We start from the raw sequence: 18,294 nt of genomic DNA on the forward strand, positions 1-18,294 counted from the left end.
AGGCGGACGTCCGGACGAAATGAAGACTGATACAACGCAGGCGATCATCGCCCGAATGAAGCCGGAACAGTTGCCCGTTGCTGAGCACCGACTGCACGGCTGGACCCATTTTGCTGGTTTGTATGCTGGCGAGCACGTCGCGGCGACGGAGTTTGTGATTGGTGCGACATTCGTTGCATTGGGTGCCACAACGACAGACATCTTGATTGGCCTGTTGATTGGAAACATCCTAGCCGTGTTGAGCTGGACGTTGATCACCGCGCCGATTGCGGTTCAGACGCGACTGAGTCTTTACACCTATCTTGAAAAGATCGCTGGCGACTCGATGACCAGTCTTTTCAACTGGGCCAACGTGTTGATCTTCACCGTCATCTCAGCGGCGATGATCACCGTTTCCAGCACGGCGGTGCGGTTGTTATTCAATATCCCTGCTCAACTGCAATGGTATCCCACCAACAGTTTGTTCGTCGCAGTGGTTTTAGCCGTTGGCGCGATCGTTGTTGTCGTTGCCATGTACGGTTTTGATGCGGTTGCTGAGTTTTCCGGGCTGTGTGGCCCCTGGTTGGTTGTGATGTTTGTCAGCGGTGCGTTGGTGCTGTTCCCCGCGTTGGCGGAATCGGTACTCGGCCGAACGCGACTGGACAGTCTGGCTGAGTTCATCACCATCGGGGACCGTTCGATCTGGACGGGTGTGAACAGCCAGGGCGAACCGGGCATCGGGCTATTGGAAGTCATCGGATTTGCGTGGGCGGCCAATACACTGACTCACTTTGGATTGATCGACATGGCCCTGCTTCGCTACGCCAAGCGATCGATTTACGGGCTGTGTACCAGTGCGGGAATGTTGTTCGGTCATTACATCGCCTGGATCGCCGCCGGCATCATGGGGGCGGGAACAGCGGTTTTGCTCAAGTCGACCATCGCCGAGCTCGATCCGGGTGATGTCGCATTTCGAGCCCTCGGATACTCCGGCTACGTCATCGTGATCGTGGCCGGTTGGACGACCGCCAACGCGAACCTGTATCGCGCTGGTCTGGCGGCTCAAGCGATTTTCCACAACCATTCGCGCATGAAGGTAACGGCCACCGTGGGCGTCATCACTGTGCTGGTTGCCTGTTTCCCGTTCGTGTTCAGCCAGATGTTACCGCTGCTGACGTATGCGGGGTTGTTGGTGGTTCCCGTCGGTGCGATCGTGTTTGCCGAACACTTCATCTTTCCACGCATCGGATTGACACGTTACTGGGCACACTACCGCAACCTGACGCATAGCACACCAGCCGTGGCTTCTTGGGCCGCCGGCTTGCTGTTTGGATTTGGATTGCAGGCGCTGAACGTGATCTCGTTCTTCTACCTATTCTTGCCCACTTGGGCATTCACGATCGTGCTCTACACGCTGCTGGCTCGCAGCTACGGCGCCGCTGAAACGTACCCCGCCGAAGAAGCCGCCGATCGAGAACTATCCGGCGCGGTCAAGAAAATGCAGGATCGGCAAGCGATTTCCGACGGCCAGCCAGTCGTTGATACGACCATGCTATCGAAGGTGCTCGGCGGTCTCGCGTGGACCAGTTTAGGGCTGACACTGATTCTGGCTTTGGTGGTGATGTTCTCAAGCCCGGACATGATCACCTATGACAAGAACGTCGCCATTTTTCACCGCTGGGGATTCGTCTTCACGATCATCTACTTCGCGTCTTCCTACTGGGCACTTCGCCGAGGCAAATCCGCCCGCGGCGCCGGGGTCAATTCCGCCATCGCGTCGTGAACCTACAGAGCACTCCCATGCAATTGAATCAATCCAACTTGACTCAGCTTCCTGCGGAACTGAATTCGCCCCGCTATGATCGCTCGCGAATCAAGCCCGGTATCGTTCACGTTGGCGTCGGCGGATTCCATCGGTCGCACCAAGCGTACTACACCGATGAACTGATGCGGTCGAACGATCCCAGCGACGCATCGACCTGGGGCATCTGTGGGGTTGGGCTGCGTCAGGCCGATCGGAAAATGGCCAACGTGCTGCAAGACCAAGATTGTCTTTACACACTGATCGTCAAAGAGCCCAGTGGCGGTGTGCAAAATCGAGTCATTGGCTCGCTGGTGGATTTTTTGCTCGCTTGCGACCATCCGACAACGGTCATCGAGCAAATGGCAAGCCCCGACACCAAGATCGTTTCGTTGACGATCACAGAGGGTGGCTACAACGTCGATCCGGTCAGTGGCGATTTTGATGCAGCGAACGCCGACGCCATTTACGATTTGGAAAACCCCGGTCACCCTCGGTTGGTGTTTGGCTACCTGACTGCAGCGCTTCGATTGCGGCGTGAGCGAGGGCTGCCGGCGTTCACCGTGCAATCCTGTGACAACATTCAGCACAACGGTGACCTGACTCGCAAAATGCTGCTCGGCTTTGCTCGGCAACAAGATGCCGAACTTGCGAAATGGATCGAAGCCGAGGTCTGTTTTCCCAACGCGATGGTGGATCGAATCACTCCGGTCACCACTTCCGAGGACATCGAGTATTTGAACAATCAATTTGGATTGGAAGATGCCTGGCCGGTGACCTGCGAACCGTTCTGCCAGTGGATCATCGAAGACACCTTCTCAAACGGACGCCCTGAATGGGAGAAGGTCGGTGTTCAATTTGTCACCGACGTCACGCCCTACGAGACGATGAAATTGCGGCTGCTCAACGCCGGCCATTCGGTACTTGGTCTGCTTGGTTCCGTATTCGGCTATCAAACCATTGACCAAACCGTCGGCGACGATCTGTTCGCAACGTTTTTGCAAGGGTTTTTTGATGACGAGGCCTCGCCGGTGTTGGATGCGGTCGAAGGCATCGATTTGCGCCAATACAAAGCCACGCTGATCGAACGTTTTAGTAACCCTAACATCAAAGACAATTTGGCACGCATCTGTCTGGAAAGTTCAAGCAAGTTGCCGGTCTTTTTGCTGCCAACCATTCACAAGAACTTGGAACAAGGCGGCCCGATCGATCATGCGGCACTTGTGATCGCCGCTTGGTGCTACTACAGCGATCATCACACCGACCGCCATGGAAACGCCCTCGACGTAATTGACGAACAACGGGCCGCATTGCAAGAAGCTGCTAAAAAGACGTCCAGCGACCCACTTGCCTTCATCAAACTTGATTCTGTGTTCGGAAATCTTGCCAACAACGCACGTTTCGCGGAAACCTATAAACGGCTATTGACGCAACTGTATCGTGACCCTGACGTAACAATCCTGATGCGTCAGGTTTCGGCTTAGTCGCTGCTGTCGGAATACGATCGGAATTTACACTCACTCCTTGAAAGGTCTGACCAACCAATGTTTAAAACGTTAACACGCTCCTTCCTTCTGACATCCCTGATGGCAATTCCTACGATGGCACAAGAAACGTCGACCGCTTCCACACTCTCAGAACAGTTGGCTGAAAAAGCTGCCGGCTTCGCCAAACGCGCGCCAGCCGATCGTCTGGAGACCTTCGCCAAAGGGATCTCTGATGTTCGCGACAGCGGCATCGAAAAGTCGGCCAAGCAAGTCGGTGATGACGCCGTTGATGGAACATTAAAGGGATGGAAGGGGGATTCTGTCACGCTCAGCAAGTTGTGGAGCGAAGGCCCGGTGGTCTTGATGTGGTATCGCGGCGGTTGGTGCCCGTACTGCAACATTCAGCTGCGTGCCATGCAGCAATCGCTGGACAAGATTGAAAACGCGGGCGCAAAGCTGGTAGTTTTGACGCCTGAACTGCCCGAGAAGGCAAAGGAGACCGCTGAAGCAAGCGGCATTTCAATCGTGGCTCTCCACGACAAAGATTTGAAACTTGCCAAACAGTACGGGATCGTTTTTGAGCTGCCCGATGCGATTGCACCGATGTATCAGGCGCGATTGCCGCAATACAACGGCAGCGACGCAATGGAACTACCATTATCCGCGACCTACGTTATCAATTCCTCCGGCACAATCACCTACGCATTCCTGGACGCCGACTACAAGAAGCGAGCAGAACCCAGCGAAGTCATTGCCGCTGTGAAGGCTGCAGCGAAGTAGACGACAAGAAGGTGAAGCACCAGGGGAGATCCACGACCCAAAAACCAAGGTGTGGACAGAGCACTTGGAACAGGAAAACTCAACCTGGCCAGCCAGTGGTGATGCTGGATCTCAATCGATCTCGCCTGAATGGTTAATGCCGCAGTGCTTGTCACGCGACGAACGATGTGACTTGGCAGAACCGACGTCGGACCACGTTGTGTCTCGTTGCGCCCTCGACTGGTGATGGCGACACCGCGAATGCGGGCCCCGCGGTCGATCACGGGACAGCCGACTTCAGGCCCGAGAAGTTTGATGTCCGTACCAAAGATTTCAGCGAAGGCAGAGTGTCTGGGCGTCGCATGATCATTGACCGGCTGGTCGGGCAAACGACAGCTCAGCTTTCCGTCCAGAACGCTGGCCTTGGTGAGAATCCATCCGCCAGTGTCGACGATGGTTCCGATGCCGACCGATTTAGAATCAACCAACCATTCCACGACCGATTGAGCAATCCCCTGACTTGGAGCGACGAATGCCATTCGCAGTGGATGTGGGATTCCAGTCGCAGTGTCGATCGACTCGATTTGCTTCAGGTCATTCCATTGCAGATTGGCAACTTCCGATCGGTGGTGGGTTTCTCCCATGAAAGCGGCGACGTAGCGTCCCTGCCGGTTGAATACGCCGCCGCCCGACATGCCGCCATAAAAGTGAATGAATTTGGTGTCGAAGGTGTGGTGCCACAACAGGTTCAGAGGATGTTTGACAGTCGCTGCAGCGATCTTCGGTGTGCGTTCCATCAACCACTGCCCCTTGTCGATGGCCGGATATCCAGCGAGGACGACCGGATCGCCCGGTTTCAAGGTTGACGATTCGGCAATCTCCGCGAAGGGCCAGGAGCCGGGTGTTGTGATTTTCACGAGGGCAATGTCTGTGATCGGATTCGTACCCAGCGCGACTGCGTCAGCATCCCGGCCATCCGCCAGACGAACCGTCAACCGTTCCCCCGGCAAATGTTCCGTGTGGGCACAAGTCAGGAGATAGCCGTCTTCCGAAACAATGACGCCGCTCCAGCGGTCAAAATCTTTTCCGTCAAATCCAAGTCGATGTGTTTGGTATCGTCCGCGTAGACGCACTCCGTCGTGAGAATGGTTGGGGGATAGGCCTCGCGGTCCCCGGCGAGGACGTTCGCGGTGGGACATGCCCATGAAGGTGCGCGAGCGGTCTGGAATTGTCTAAGCTTCTGCACTGAATTGACGGGTGATGTGGACCCCAATAGCTGTTCCATCTGCCGAATCGCTTATGATGCTTGTTGGTAGACAGATCCTTTATCGGCGAGGTCATTCGATCTCGCAGCTTTCTCGTTTGCTGCAGACATTTCTCTCCATTTCATCCAAACACACCGCTCGCGAGTCACTGGCGGATCTTTTTTACTCAAGCGCACCAGGCCCCATGAAATCAATTCAGTCATCGATCGTTGCAGGGATTTGTATCGTTTGTGCAAGCACCGTGTTTGCACAGCCTGGCAAACAGATCGAACCTTATGCCGTCACCGCAAAGACGGTGACGCTGGCAGAGCCAGCCGTTTTGAAACTCGATCCCGATGCGATCAACATCCTGGTTCCCAATCTGGGACAGCTTAGCGCCGAGCTTCAGCCGGTGGTGAGAAACTTTATGATTTTGTGGTGCGAGGCGAAAAAGGATGGGCCTTGTCACGTTCAATGGACGGTGGCAGCGCCAGCTGAAGGCCAGTACGAAGTCACAGTGTCCGTCGACGGAGTGGGATCTCGTCTGGTCGTTAGCTGCAACGATCAACAGCAGGAGGCAACTGTTACTGAGAAGGGTTGGCACCGAATGGTACTCGGGAATCTTTCATTGAAAGCCGGGGAGAACATCGTGCGGCTGGATGTAAACGCCGCTGCAGTGAAGGCGGGCAAACGCACCAAACGTTTCTTGCTAAGCGCCTTGGAACTAGCGCAGCCGGTCGTCAAGGCAGCAATTGCGAAAGAGGCTGCGGCGATCAGACAGCAACCAGACTGGTTCAAGGATGCGGGATACGGGTTGATGTTCCAATGGACGAATCGCGCGACGCCTCCGGAAGGCCCGATTAAACCATGGGAAGAAAAAGTCGATGATTTTGACCTGGATCAATTTATCCAGTTGGTCGACGACTCCGGCGCGGCCTATGTGATCTGGTCGGCAACCTGGGGTAATCAGTATCTCTCTGCACCGGTGAAGTCACTTGACGAAATCATTTCCGGTCGCACCACGCGTCGAGATCTCTTGGGTGAGATGGCGGATCGACTTCATCAGAAAGGCGTCAAGCTAATTTTCTATTATCACTATGGCTACGAATGCTATCACTCGCAGGACACCGCATGGCTAGAAGCCGCCGGAGGATACAAAGCGGATAAGACTCAGCTCTATGCAAACGTCATGAAGATTGTTTCGGAACTGGGAGCTCGTTACGCGGACAAGTTGGATGGCTGGTGGTTTGATGGAGGTGCCCGGTATCTGAATTGTCATTTTGATGGATCTTCGGGTGCGGAAGGAATTCTGACTGCTCCGCTGAAAGACATCACTGCCGCAGCCAGGACAGGGAATCCCAACCGAGTGGTTGCGTACAACTCTTGGATCAAGCCCCAGATCACGGACTATCAAGACTACTATGGTGGCGAAGGCCAGACGGGATTCAACCCAGACGAGTTAACGGAGGGCGTTTTCAAGGAGGGCCGTCAGCAGGGACTGCAGGCACACGGCTGTTTTATTTTGGAAAAGCGTTGGGGGCACATTGAGACCGACACGCCGATCGCAAAGCCAAAGTTTAGTCTCCAGCAATTGACGCAGTTTGTGACAAGGGCTCGACAAGGCCGCTACCCGTTGTCAATCAATTTGGAAATGTATGAAGACGGGTCTGTGTCCGCCGAATCAGCGGCTTTGCTGAAGGAACTAAAGGCCACAGTTCAACGTCCCAACGTCCGTGCACAGAACGTTCGCGTCCAATTGCCGGGTGAGACTGCGACCGCTGCCGCTGGCGCAGATGCTCCAACTGATGACGGCCAGAATGCATTCCCAGGCGTGAAAACGGATTTCCATGGATATGATCGCTACGATGGAGTGAAAACCTCCAGCGGCCAACTCTCGGTGATCTGCCCCAAGCAAGCTGCGGCGGGCAAGCCGTGGCTGTGGCGCAGTTTGTTTTGGGAGAGGCTTCCCAAAGTCTATCAGGCAGATTTGAAACTCGTGGACCAGGGCTACCACGTGGTCCTGGCTTTCGGTGATGTGCATGGCCACCCCAAAGGAAATGGGGCGATTGATGCGGCATATGAATTGCTGACCACCGAGTATGGATTCTCGAAGCAATGTTCGATGGCATCCATCAGTCGCGGAACTCTATCGCTGTTCACGTGGGCGTCGGTCAATCCGGAAAAGGTGAGCAGCATCTATGTCGACAACGGGGTCTGCAATGTGGACAGCTGGCCGGGCGGCAAAGTCGTGCCTGGCAGTGGCTCGGACGCCAATGGCGCTCCAAAGTCATGGCAAGGGATGAAGGAGGTTTACGGTTTCACCACCGACCAGGAACTTCTCGATGCCAAGGTCAGCCCGATTGATAAGTTGGAGTCGCTGGCGAAGGCAGGGGTTCCAATTTTGATGGTTTGCGGCAGCAATGACAGCACGGTTCCTTACGAAGAAAACGACGCCCTGTTGGAAGAGCGGTACAAGAAACTAGGTGGGTCGATCGAAGTGATTGTGGAGGACAAGGGGCACACCCACGGCATGGACGACCCAACACCCATCCTGGAATTCATTCAGAAGCACACGCCACAACAAGTGCCGGCGAAATAACCGGGGAAGTCAGCTTCATCAAGAACCGGACGATAGTATCGTATCGATGGTTCTCATGAAAAACCTGGCATCTATAATGCACGCCATTATCTGTTCGGGCATTGTGTTAAAAATTGATTTAAATTGTGAGCGACCCCATGTTAGAAAATGAGCGGAGCGACCGAAACGTTGGTGTCGTCAACGTGTCGCGACGACAAACGACTTCTGGGCGTCGTTCGTACTACCTTGGTCGATGTCTGACCATGACCGCCCTGCTTGGCTGCTGGGCCAGTTTGGATGTCGGCGCTGCCATCGTGACGAACATCGGTACGACCGGGGTTGCAGGCACCAGCGGCGCCGATGGCGATCCTGGTCAGGATGGCGGTGATGGTGGTGTCGGCGAGCATGTCAACCAAGACTACACCAGTTCTGACGCGGACAATCGACTGACCGTCCGCGGAGGTGCCGGTGGAACCGGGGGCAACGGTGGCTCCGCTCTCTCTGGTGGCTTTGATGGCGGCACTGCAGGTAACGGGGGCGACGGTGGCAATGCCACTGGTTCTGTTTCAACGTCTGGCTCCGGGCTGGTTCGCAGCTGGGCATCGATCTTGGGTGGCAACGGTGGGGACAGCGGTTCTGCTGGGATTGGGGGCGCTCCCGGAAATGCCGGGGCAATTGGTAGTGGAGGTAACGGAGGGACCGCAGCTGTCACGAGCATTGTGACAGCCGTTTCATCCGATGGTGATACCGACGCGCGCGTGCAGCTCAGTGGGGGCGATGGTGGGAATGCATATTCTTCTGGAGGATCCGGAGGCAATGGCGCAGCCGTCAGTGTCTCTTCAGTCGTCGCCCAATCAATGAGCAATACTGAAAGTCAAGCGGAGACGCTCGTTTTCGGCGGCCAGGGAGGCCATGCTGCAGGAACTGGGAATGCAGGCAACGGCGGCAATGCATCGGTGGTGAATGCAGTCACCACAAGCGGAAGCCAACAACGAGACGTTCAACTCTTTCAGGAAGCGTACGCAGGCAGTGCCGGTAATTCGACAGACGGAGCGGTCGGTCTTGCGGGAACGGCAACCAATGATTTGACAACTTCAGTCGATAGTGCCTCGACCTACGGAGGGTTCCGCACCGAGGGTGGTTATGGAGGAAACCGGCAGTCCAGCTCGGGTATCGCCGGCGGTGGCGGAAGTGCCGAGTCGACTGTGGATTTGACCAATACCGGGGATAGCTATGCAGATAGTGAGGTGAGGGGCGGACAGGGTGGTGACGCGACCGGCGGTGCTTCGGGCGGAGACGGAGCCAATGGCACTGCGAATCTCACGTTGCGATCGATGACTGGCATTGCGGATGGTTTTGTCGTGGCGTTTGGCGGCGATGGAGGCGCGGGAATCGAGGGGGCAGGGAACGGTGGCGGTGGCGGTATCGGTACTGTGAACGTTGTCGTCCAAGGCGAAGACGATGCAACGGCGTTTGGCAACGCGATCGGCGGCGTCGGTGGTTATACCGACGGCACCGGTATCGGAGGAAATGGTGGAACTGCAACCGGATCGGTGTCAGCGATCTCCAATACAGGAACCGCGTCCGCCGAAGGAAACTTTCTGGGCGGTTACGGCGGTCAATCTGGACTCGGTGGGCAAGGAGGTCACGGCGCTGCGGTGTCCATCGACAACGCGGTGACCGCCACAAGCGGTCTACTCGGGGTCACCGACGTTTATCAGGTCGCCGAAGGGGGCGAAGGCAGCCGAAATTCGGGTGTCGGGGGCGCTGGCAATGGAGGTGACGCCGATGGACGACTCTTCGCGCAAAACGCCAATGCTTTTTCCAGCCTGATCGGAGAGACCTACGGTGGCCAAGGCGGGCGTAGGGAGTATTCGACGGGCACTGCCGGCATGGGAGGGATCAGCGAGAACCAAGTCGCTCTCGAAAACACAGGCACTGCGAATGCCGAGGGCTATGCGTATGGCGGTTTTGGTGGCACCGGTGCCAATGGGGCGGGCGGGGGAAACGGTGCAAACGCATCCTCAACTGTCACGTCCCTGTCAACGACAGCCACATCGGCGGCGGTTGGCGAAGCGTATGGCGGCGACGGTGGAGAAAGCCTGGGCGTCAACCTTCAGGGAGGCTTGGGCGGTGACGCTGTCGCATCCGCCCAATCCGAAACTCAAGGGGGATCAACGGCAACAAGTTCCGGCGTTGCGATTGCCGGGTATGGCATCGACGTATCCGGAAACTTTGCGTCAAAACGCAGTGGCGTGGCGGTGGCGTCGGCAAGCAGTCGGTCGATCTCCGGTGTTGCAAACGCTGACGCTACGGCTGACGGGCGAGTCGCCAGCGCAACCGCAAGCGGTGTGGGGTCCAGCGGCCAAATCCAAGCCCGCAGTACATCGACAGGCGTTGTCTTTGACGCCAGTGCATCGGACTCGATTCGAGTTTCGAATTCCGTTTCCGCTAACGTGGGCAGTTCCGTACAAGTAAATTCGTTCATCGCGACCGATGGGACCATGTGGACATCAGCGGCCAACCCCGCGAGTGATGGAGTTTCGCTGCTAACACTCAATCCCTCAGCCAGCGATATCCAGTCGGCGTTGGCTGGGCAAAGCAATACGCTTGCTGCCTACGGGTCAGGATATCAGGTCGCCGGCTTGGGAAGGATTGGCAGCAGCTATCCCGCGGACGGAACCGGTAACCACGCGGTTTCCATCGACACTCAGTTGTCCTTCAATGACATCAATTTTGATGGACGCGAAGCGACGATCAGTTTTTTCAACTTCCAATCGACAGGTAATGCATTCTCCAATTTGATGCTTTCGTTGACGACAACCAACTACGCTCAAAACTGGAGTTTCAACTCATCCGCCGAGGCCAGCACGTTCTTTTCGGATAATCCAATCAATCTCGGAACATTGGTTGGTGCTTCGGATGAATTGCGGCTGCAGCTCGATTGGAATTCCGGTTCGACAGCAGATTCCTTCAACGCCGAATACTCTCTGGGGATCACCGCCGTACCGGAACCCGGATTCGGAATTCTGCTCGGCATTGGACTTCTATTGAGTCTATTTCGCGTGCGAACACCCAGGCAAACACGTCAGCAAAAAGAAGCCCAGAGGAAACGTCCGGTGGATGTCATCCAACACGCTCCGGATTTCCTTGTCGATCCGTCAGGACCTTCTGAAGCGTTCAGCCGTTGATAGTCGGCTTCTATGTTCCGGTGGCTGACACTGGAACGTTACCCGGTCGATGAAACCGGCGCCCGTTGGAAAGGGCCCGTTTCGTCGCTTCGCTCACCAGCCAGGTGGTACCTCGCGCCATCGCTACATCGACAATGCTACAATTTAGGGCGACGAGAAAGAACGCCGACGCAATTTTTTCTATCAGGATCAACCTTTTCTTCAGCATTGGCGGGACTGATTTTAAATGCGTTTGGCAAAGCAACTTCTCCTGCTCATATCTTTGTACGTTATTGGTGCATCGCCCGCTCCTGCCGGGATGCCAGCGGCGTTACCGGAAGACATTGATACGATCCTTCGACTCTCCGGTCCGGCCGAAGCGAGATTGCAATCAATCTCGTTTTTCCTGGTGGGAATCTGCATTGCGTCCGTGGTTGTGAAATTTCTTTGGAACGTCATTGCCAAGGACTCAAGTTGGCTGCCGCATCTTTCTTGGTCGAAGGCGCTCGCGGTTGTCTTGTTATGGGGAGCTTTGTTCGTCCTCGTGCTGACGATGGTCTCGGGAGCTCGCGAGTTGCTCACGCCGGGAGCATGGAAGAAAGATGGCATTACCTATACTCTGGAGGATGAGCAATGACTCGACGAGTGCAAGGGGCGGTGGTGTTTTGTGTCATTTTGCTGATCGGTTTCCTGTGTGTTCCCGTTCCGGTTTCCATGGCACTTCTAACAGGTTGGCTTTCTTTCGCGTTCAGCGAATTGCCACAAGTCGATCTAAAACCCGGAGGGGTTGCCGTTTTCGTCTGCAGCTTTGGTTTTGCTGTCGGGTGTAGTCACTATCTACTTCGGTGGCTGGTGTTCGAGATTAATGCGAAGCGACCATCCGATGCACAGATTCGCTGGAGACTCCGATCAAGTGTTTCTCTTGTTCTGTTGTGCATGATGTTGTTCGTGGTTGGCATCGGGGTATCTGGCGTCACGCATCAAGTTGGCTGGCTGATCACATCGCCCGAATCCCTGTTCGTCAGTAAGACCCAAGCAGTTCATGACAGCGACTTGTCGACTTATCGTCCGAATACCGTGTCAAAGTCCAGCGATCAAAGTTGGTTGTATTCAGTGGGAACTTACATGCTTTACCAACGGCCTGAAATCGATGATTCGAAGCCGTGGAATTCTCCCGAAAACGCGGACAACTTTCGAACCCTCGTTTACGAAGCCATATGTCCGTCACAGGGGAATCCGATCTGGTCGCCCGACGGATTTGGTCTGAGCCACAGGGCAGGGAACCCGGATGTATTCGGCAACGATTCGATTCTCCGTTTCAATGACTTTGACGGTCTAGGTAACACGATCTTCGCAGGGGATGTAAACGCGGCATTTGCTCCTTGGGCCGATCCGGATGCACTGCGTTCACTGAAGCTTGGCGTCCGCGACAACTGGACGAGTTCGAAACGCGGCGAAGTTGGATACGGAAGCATGCATCCGTCCGGAGCTCTGATGCTGATGGGCGACGGTTCGATCAGGTTTGTTGACTACAAAATGGACGGGAAGGTGTTCAAGCAACTAGGGCGACATCGAAAGGAAGGTTCATAGGTCGTTTTGCAATGTCGCAGTTTAAAGTCCGAGTCAAGGCCGATCGCACGTCAACACAGAATGCTCAGGACGTCGGTTTGGAAAGCCCCGGGGGCGGGTATTGCCAAACGCTCATCGGTGCCGGCAATCGAAGCATTTTCCTGCCGGCTCTTGCGGTGCTCCGGTGGCCGACGCCTGAGCAAGTACGCATCAGGAAGGAAACATCAAGGTGCCCTGTCGCTGAAGGCTTGCTGGCTGCCATCGCCGTTGCAAGCGCAGGGATCGCTTGCCACTTTGCCCGATGGGTGAGATCTTCATCCGCAGCGGACTGACAATGTCACGCAGTCCCCAGTGCGAGTGGGTATGGCGAATCAACGACCTGATGCAGCCCATATGGCGGAAGTCTGGAAGACTTCTGCAATGAGCTTCGCAAAAGCACCGGGCCGGTCTTGCGGGTGTAGCCACAGATGAACACGGATTAACACAGATGAACGATGACGAGTTGAACGCGCTGACGAAGAAGGTCATCGGCTGTGCGTTTCAGTTGTCAAATACATTGGGTTCTGGTTTTTTGGAGAAGGTCTACGGTCTCTAGCGATCTGTGTTTATCGGTGTTGATCTGTGGCCAAACCACTCCCAGGTTTTGCCACGGATAGCGGGAGAAAAGGTGCGCGGACTCTTGCATGATGCCGTTTACGTCCGTCTTTCACTTCGGTGGCTGAATTCGGTAAAACTGACTCTGTTTCTCCGGTCGATGTTACCGGCGCCGGCTTGGCTGCGAGCCTGATGTGACTGATAGGGCAATCCGTGTATCCCGTAGTATTTCCCGGACGACAATTGATTGGCACGCGGAAGTTCAACTTATCGCATCAACTGTCAGAGCCGTCACTGTCCGCTTCGGTGTTTCACGCGAAGCGTCTTGGTCGACATGTTTGCTGGACGGTTTGTGACTGCGGCTGAGTTTACTTGAGCTGGAGGCTAATCGAGTTTCGAGGTCAGCAAAGTTCGGAGGTCTGCCCAGCGAGCAACGCTATGAATGCGTAGAATGCAATGGCAGCTCGGGCCTGGCCATTTGGACTCGCAAGGTGAAATGGGGGAATCGCATGATCCGCATCATTGCATTGGTAATGCTCGTCTTGGTTTCGTGTGAGGTTCACGCGCAAAACGATGAGAAACCGAAGGACCCGGTTGAACTTATCTTGATCGCTGAAGACTTAGGCAATGCGACTCGTCTGATGGCTGTGTACGATTTGGACGAAGACGGGTTCGTCGACCGAAGCGAATTGAAACGGGTTTCGTGGCGGGAACAGGTCAAAGACTTTGATTTCAACCGCGACGGCAAGCTCTGTCATCTCGAAGTCGCCGTTCACGAGGCCAAATTGCGATTCGATGTGGGCATCACTGAGCAGGATGTGAACAGCGCGAAAGCCAAGCTTCGTCGCCGCGACAAAAATAAGAATGGGCAGTGGGATCCAGAAGAAATCGACAGCGGCTTGCCGAATGGTTCTCCGTCAGATTACGACCGAAACCACGACGGAATCGTGACGCTGACTGAGTTGACGCATCACTTCGCGTATGCCCGCGGTTTGCGTCGCGAGTTGGGAATCGAGGCGGTCGATCATTCTGGCGCCGGATACTATTTCCAGAAGTTTGACGCCAACAAAGATGGCAAGCTAGATTCGGACGAGGCGGCGAAGACGTTGTTGCCAATGAAGCGGGATGACTTCGACGAAGACTCTGACGGCATGCTGACAATCGTCGAGTTAGAAACGATGTTGTCCAAACACCGCCGTACACTTGGCTTGACCAAGACGGATCAACAACAAGTGAACGGACTGTTCCGGATGTACGACATGGATGCCGATGGGCGGATTCCCGGGCGTGAAATGCAACTCTCGTTCGGCGGTCGCAATCCGAAACAGCTGACCGAGTATGACGCTGATAAGGATGGCACGGTGACTAGAAGCGAGGTCGAGAAGGTGTTTGCCGAGCAGCGGAGGATCAAGGGCTATGACGAACAGGACTATTCAAAAGCATCCAAAATGATGCTCCGTCACGATACCAACCGCAGCAACACATTGGAGATCGGCGAGTTGTTTTTGTCGCCCGAGACAGGTCAGTTGCCCCAAACGGTGATGGGGCGAGCCGACCTGAACCAGGATCGGCAGATCTCGATGGACGAATTGGCAAAGTACTACGCGGCGCAGCGCCGCTGATCATCAGGCGGCAGGCACTCGATCGCTTGTTTATCGATCCGTTGACCGACAGGTACCGCCGCAGTCCGCCAGTGCGCTAACCGGCAAACATCGAGATTTTCCAAGTGATCGCCAACTCGCACCAGTTGCATCGGTCGGTGACCCGTGCGGTGACCCGAACGATGGTTGTCACATTCGTTGGCGAGCTGGCTCGGCACGCAAAACTTCATCCCACTACTGCTGATTCGGCAGCGCACTGGGAGCTAGTTTTTCGATCATTTGCACGGTTCCGTCCACGGCGGAATTGATCGCGTCAACGACGGCTGAAACAGACTTGAGCGTCATCACAACTTCTTTGGTTTCCCCTTCGACGAATTTCAACTTCTCCGACGTCGGCTCATAACCGACTGCGGACGCAGTGAATGTGATCTCCTCGTCGGGCAGCATCTGCGAAGTGCGATAGCGTCCATCATTTTGGTGCTCCAGCGAAACATCACTGCGAAGCCCGCCACCGAGAATAAGGCGTTGATCTCCAAAGGGATACTTTGCCGTGACACGAAAGTGTCTGACCGGCCGACCTTCTGAATCAACTGCCTGAATCAAAGCAATCGGCGCCTTGTAGCGAATGATCTCAAACCCATTGACGTCGTCGTTGAGCGTCCCCAGTTGAACATCGTGAAGCTGGTTTTCAATGGGCTTCCCACGACCCTTGCGGTGTCGCAACGCGCTGTGTTCATTCGTGATCAGTCCGATGTTGACGTTCTGCAGACCACGTGGCAGCAGCACGGTAGCGGTCCCCTCTTGGTCCGGACGGGCTCTCGTTGACCAGAATCCATCATTCCATTGTCCTGAGACGAAAAATTCATGCCCGCTCCGTTTTGCGCCCTGACTGTCCAGGTACTGCGCATGAAAGTTGATGTGCGGTACCGCTTGGAATTTCAGCTCCCCCGGAATCTGGCCCTCTTTGAGCGTTGTGGTCTGGGCAGCAAAGACGCCGGGCAGCGGATGCAAGTCCCGATCTCGCCGTGGATCCAGCAGTTCGTCCTGTGGCACAACCCTGTACTCGCCGGGAGGCAACGGGTCGAATGTGAACTGACCTTCGGCGTCGGTGATCGTGCCACGGCGAATACCTGACAGGACAGAGTACGGCCGAAGCGACTCGTCTTTGCCCTGTCGATAGGCATTCAAGACGACGCCCGCCAGCGGCTGACCTTCCGCACTGATCACGCGTCCGTTGATGCGGATTCCCTCTGGAACACGGATTTCGCCCAGATCGCCGGGCTGGTCACTCACCGACCTCTGCACAATCGAGTAGTCATCCGGCATGACCCAGAAGAATGCGACACCGCCTTTCATCGCGTTCAAAGAAAATGATCCGTTCGACGCGGTGCTTGTCTCCAGCCAGCGGATACTGTTGGGCTTTCGCTCTTTAGGTGACGTGAATCCAAAAATCTTGACGTCTGCGAGTGGCTTGCCGGATGGCGAGGCAACTGTCCCTGAGACACGGTCGGCAGGTTGTAACTTCAGACTCTCAAAGAATGGCCGCTCACCTGTTGTTTCGTTCTTGCGGATCATGTCAAACGAGTAACCGATCCCTGGAATACGCACGTAGTCGTCATGCTCGACGTAAACTTGGATGTATAGCGAATTGTAACCTGACTGCGCCGGCGGGATCGCGACGGTGAACCTGCCCTCGGCATCGGATACGTGTGTCGTTTTCGCAATGGACTTGTAGGGCCAATGACCACCCTTGGAATCGAGCCGATCAACGGTAACGGTGGCATTGGAAACCCCTTTTCCAGTTTCCTGGTCGAGCACCTTGCATTCATACACCAGATCGGTCGGTTGTTCGCCGAGCGGTCTCGGTTGGTCGTCTTCTTTGGGGCGTTCTGGGGATACGGTATTGTTGCTGTCTGGCGGTGAAGCATCCTCGGCAACTGCAGGCTCTGACGTTTCTTGACTTTCCTGGTTCGCCACTTGGTTGTCGGCGTTTGCACGATCGAGGTGCACACTGCTGATCAAAATCGCAGCCATTGCCGCCAACGCCGCGGTGGTTGTCGAGAACTTCCATGAGCACTGAAAACGCAGTGGGATTGGTCGCACGAGTAACATGGTGACTCTCCGCATGAGTTGGCTAGGTTGATCGAACATGGCAAGCGCACTCGCACGCGCGAGCTTCTGAGGATTCCGATTCAAGCTGACGAGTAACTCTGAATAAGCAATCGCGGCGTCGCGGTCAGCGGCCGAAGCACGGTCGGCGATCATGTCTTGGCAAATCCTCAGCTCTCGCCATAGTCGCCAGAGCAGCGGCTGATGCCAAAGCAGAAGCTGGCAAGCACACATTCCATGCATAGACAGAATGTCGGACCGCTGGACGTGGCACCACTCATGCGACAGGCAGTATCGCAAAGTGTCACCATCGAGCGAGGCGACGTTGCGGGGGATGATGACCACAGGCCTAAACCAGCCGAACGTCAGCGGCGTATTGAGACGAGACGACACGACAAGTCGGACATGATCGCCACGACCCTGTGTGATTGAATGCCAAAGGTCCAACAGATGACGTGGCGGCGATTTTCCCGATCGGACCATCCGCCGAAGTTGATAGGCACCAATCGACCATTCCGTTAAAAAATAGACAAACGCGATTGCGTGCAGCAGCCCGATCGACAACGCGATCCAAGTCCAGCCATCAAAGGAATCTTTGAGTGATCCAACAACGTTCTTTCCTGATTCTTCCAGGTTGAAAATGTTGGATGATGACAAGTTACCGCTGGGCGGCAGACTGTCCTTTACTCGATCTGCCAAGGCAAACGCATCGGCCGCTTCCCGAGGTGGCAAGGACGCTCGTTGGGTATTCGCCCTGGGCCAGGTGGAATCGTGAACGTCGTTCTCAGGGGGGCGTGTTGCCTCAGCCGCGGTCGCAGGCTTAAAAATAACCAGTCTCGCAACATGCCAGGGGGCGACTACCATCAGCACCGGAACCGTAACCGCTGCCAATGCAGCAATGTGAATCAGCCACAGGCGATCCACTGGTTGCTTCACCCAGGCAATCGCTATCCGTGTCATCAACAACAACACAAACGCGGCAACTGCGAACTGTGCCCACAACACCACAAACGATTGTGACCAAGTCATCTTTCGCTCCCCTTTTGACGTTTACGACGGGCTTTCGCGATCAGCTTTTCTAGCTCTCGCATCTCGTCTGCCGAAACATCCTCAGCGGAGAGCATATTGAGCACAAATTTATCGAGCGATCCATCAAAGACTCGGTGCAAAAATCGAGAGCTGAGCTGCTCTCGCGAATAGACAGGCCAATAGAACAAAGTCCGCCCCACCGTGCGGTGCTTTACCAATCCCTTGTCCGCCATGATTCGAAGCAGGGTCTGCACGGTGGTGAAGGCGCACATGTCTTCTTCGCACATCGCTGAGTGGACATCCCGTACTTTCGCTTCACCGATCCTCCAGAGAACTTTCAGCACATCCAGTTCGCGTTCACTGGGACCCATCTC

The 18,294-nt window shown here is 55.4% G+C and carries 12 protein-coding genes; 9 read left to right on the forward strand and 3 right to left on the reverse strand.

Going from position 1 to position 18,294, the window contains the following annotated elements; all coding sequences use genetic code 11:
* Positions 1 to 19 precede the first annotated feature (19 nt).
* The 3 genes from NHH03_RS07210 to NHH03_RS07220 all read left to right on the forward strand — a co-directional run bounded on the left by NHH03_RS07210 (position 20) and on the right by NHH03_RS07220 (position 4,047).
* On the forward strand, positions 20 to 1,762 hold the full coding sequence (locus NHH03_RS07210) for a purine-cytosine permease family protein (RefSeq protein WP_253155084.1): 1,743 nt from the start codon (positions 20 to 22) through the stop codon (positions 1,760 to 1,762).
* A gap of 17 nt (positions 1,763 to 1,779) precedes the next feature.
* Positions 1,780 to 3,264: a mannitol dehydrogenase family protein gene (locus NHH03_RS07215; protein WP_253155085.1), complete on the forward strand. Its 1,485-nt coding sequence runs from the start codon at positions 1,780 to 1,782 to the stop codon at positions 3,262 to 3,264.
* Between the two features lie 102 nt (positions 3,265 to 3,366).
* Entirely contained in the window at positions 3,367 to 4,047 is a 681-nt protein-coding gene (locus NHH03_RS07220) for a peroxiredoxin-like family protein (RefSeq protein ID WP_253155086.1), read from the forward strand.
* On the opposite strand, the gene NHH03_RS07225 is transcribed toward NHH03_RS07220, so the two are convergent.
* The gene (locus NHH03_RS07225; protein ID WP_253155087.1) at positions 3,987 to 5,225 is read right to left on the reverse strand and encodes a S1 family peptidase; all 1,239 of its coding nucleotides are present in this window, start codon (positions 5,223 to 5,225) and stop codon (positions 3,987 to 3,989) included. The genes NHH03_RS07220 and NHH03_RS07225 overlap by 61 nt on opposite strands.
* A gap of 250 nt (positions 5,226 to 5,475) precedes the next feature.
* On the opposite strand from NHH03_RS07225, the gene NHH03_RS07230 reads away from it, so the two are divergent.
* The 6 genes from NHH03_RS07230 to NHH03_RS07255 all read left to right on the forward strand — a co-directional run bounded on the left by NHH03_RS07230 (position 5,476) and on the right by NHH03_RS07255 (position 14,803).
* A complete protein-coding gene (locus NHH03_RS07230) occupies positions 5,476 to 7,869 on the forward strand; it encodes an alpha-L-fucosidase (protein WP_253155088.1) in 2,394 nt (797 codons plus the stop codon).
* A gap of 242 nt (positions 7,870 to 8,111) precedes the next feature.
* A complete protein-coding gene (locus NHH03_RS07235) occupies positions 8,112 to 11,039 on the forward strand; it encodes a beta strand repeat-containing protein (RefSeq protein WP_253155089.1) in 2,928 nt (975 codons plus the stop codon).
* A 226-nt stretch (positions 11,040 to 11,265) separates the two neighbouring features.
* The gene (locus NHH03_RS07240; protein WP_253155090.1) at positions 11,266 to 11,655 is read left to right on the forward strand and encodes a hypothetical protein; all 390 of its coding nucleotides are present in this window, start codon (positions 11,266 to 11,268) and stop codon (positions 11,653 to 11,655) included.
* Positions 11,656 to 11,954: 299 nt separating this feature from the next.
* Positions 11,955 to 12,608, forward strand: a complete 654-nt coding sequence (locus NHH03_RS07245; RefSeq protein WP_253155091.1) for a DUF1559 domain-containing protein — start codon at positions 11,955 to 11,957, stop codon at positions 12,606 to 12,608.
* A 466-nt stretch (positions 12,609 to 13,074) separates the two neighbouring features.
* Positions 13,075 to 13,182 (forward strand): GxxExxY protein, encoded by a 108-nt coding sequence (locus tag NHH03_RS07250; protein WP_253155092.1) that lies wholly within the window; start codon positions 13,075 to 13,077, stop codon positions 13,180 to 13,182.
* A gap of 508 nt (positions 13,183 to 13,690) precedes the next feature.
* Positions 13,691 to 14,803: a hypothetical protein gene (locus NHH03_RS07255; protein ID WP_253155093.1), complete on the forward strand. Its 1,113-nt coding sequence runs from the start codon at positions 13,691 to 13,693 to the stop codon at positions 14,801 to 14,803.
* A gap of 213 nt (positions 14,804 to 15,016) precedes the next feature.
* On the opposite strand, the gene NHH03_RS07260 is transcribed toward NHH03_RS07255, so the two are convergent.
* The gene (locus NHH03_RS07260) at positions 15,017 to 17,920 is read right to left on the reverse strand and encodes a carboxypeptidase regulatory-like domain-containing protein (RefSeq protein WP_253155094.1); all 2,904 of its coding nucleotides are present in this window, start codon (positions 17,918 to 17,920) and stop codon (positions 15,017 to 15,019) included.
* The gene (locus NHH03_RS07265) at positions 17,917 to 18,291 is read right to left on the reverse strand and encodes a BlaI/MecI/CopY family transcriptional regulator (RefSeq protein ID WP_253155095.1); all 375 of its coding nucleotides are present in this window, start codon (positions 18,289 to 18,291) and stop codon (positions 17,917 to 17,919) included. Before NHH03_RS07265 ends, NHH03_RS07260 begins: the two co-directional genes overlap by 4 nt.
* Between the last annotated feature and the right edge of the window lie 3 nt (positions 18,292 to 18,294).

Source organism: Stieleria tagensis (genome assembly GCF_024129865.1).
In the GTDB taxonomy this organism is placed as follows: domain Bacteria; phylum Planctomycetota; class Planctomycetia; order Pirellulales; family Pirellulaceae; genus Stieleria; species Stieleria tagensis.

What these genes read in the sequence shown, in the direction of transcription:
- NHH03_RS07260 (WP_253155094.1), bottom strand. Translation starts at nt 17,920, where the DNA reads ATGACTTGGTCACAATCGTTTGTGGTGTTGTGGGCACAGTTCGCAGTT.
- NHH03_RS07225 (WP_253155087.1), bottom strand. Translation starts at nt 5,225, where the DNA reads ATGTCCCACCGCGAACGTCCTCGCCGGGGACCGCGAGGCCTATCCCCC.
- NHH03_RS07230 (WP_253155088.1), top strand. Translation starts at nt 5,476, where the DNA reads ATGAAATCAATTCAGTCATCGATCGTTGCAGGGATTTGTATCGTTTGT.
- NHH03_RS07215 (WP_253155085.1), top strand. Translation starts at nt 1,780, where the DNA reads ATGCAATTGAATCAATCCAACTTGACTCAGCTTCCTGCGGAACTGAAT.
- NHH03_RS07265 (WP_253155095.1), bottom strand. Translation starts at nt 18,291, where the DNA reads ATGGGTCCCAGTGAACGCGAACTGGATGTGCTGAAAGTTCTCTGGAGG.
- NHH03_RS07220 (WP_253155086.1), top strand. Translation starts at nt 3,367, where the DNA reads ATGGCAATTCCTACGATGGCACAAGAAACGTCGACCGCTTCCACACTC.
- NHH03_RS07210 (WP_253155084.1), top strand. Translation starts at nt 20, where the DNA reads ATGAAGACTGATACAACGCAGGCGATCATCGCCCGAATGAAGCCGGAA.
- NHH03_RS07240 (WP_253155090.1), top strand. Translation starts at nt 11,266, where the DNA reads ATGCGTTTGGCAAAGCAACTTCTCCTGCTCATATCTTTGTACGTTATT.
- NHH03_RS07255 (WP_253155093.1), top strand. Translation starts at nt 13,691, where the DNA reads ATGATCCGCATCATTGCATTGGTAATGCTCGTCTTGGTTTCGTGTGAG.
- NHH03_RS07235 (WP_253155089.1), top strand. Translation starts at nt 8,112, where the DNA reads ATGACCGCCCTGCTTGGCTGCTGGGCCAGTTTGGATGTCGGCGCTGCC.
- NHH03_RS07245 (WP_253155091.1), top strand. Translation starts at nt 11,955, where the DNA reads ATGATGTTGTTCGTGGTTGGCATCGGGGTATCTGGCGTCACGCATCAA.
- NHH03_RS07250 (WP_253155092.1), top strand. Translation starts at nt 13,075, where the DNA reads ATGAACGATGACGAGTTGAACGCGCTGACGAAGAAGGTCATCGGCTGT.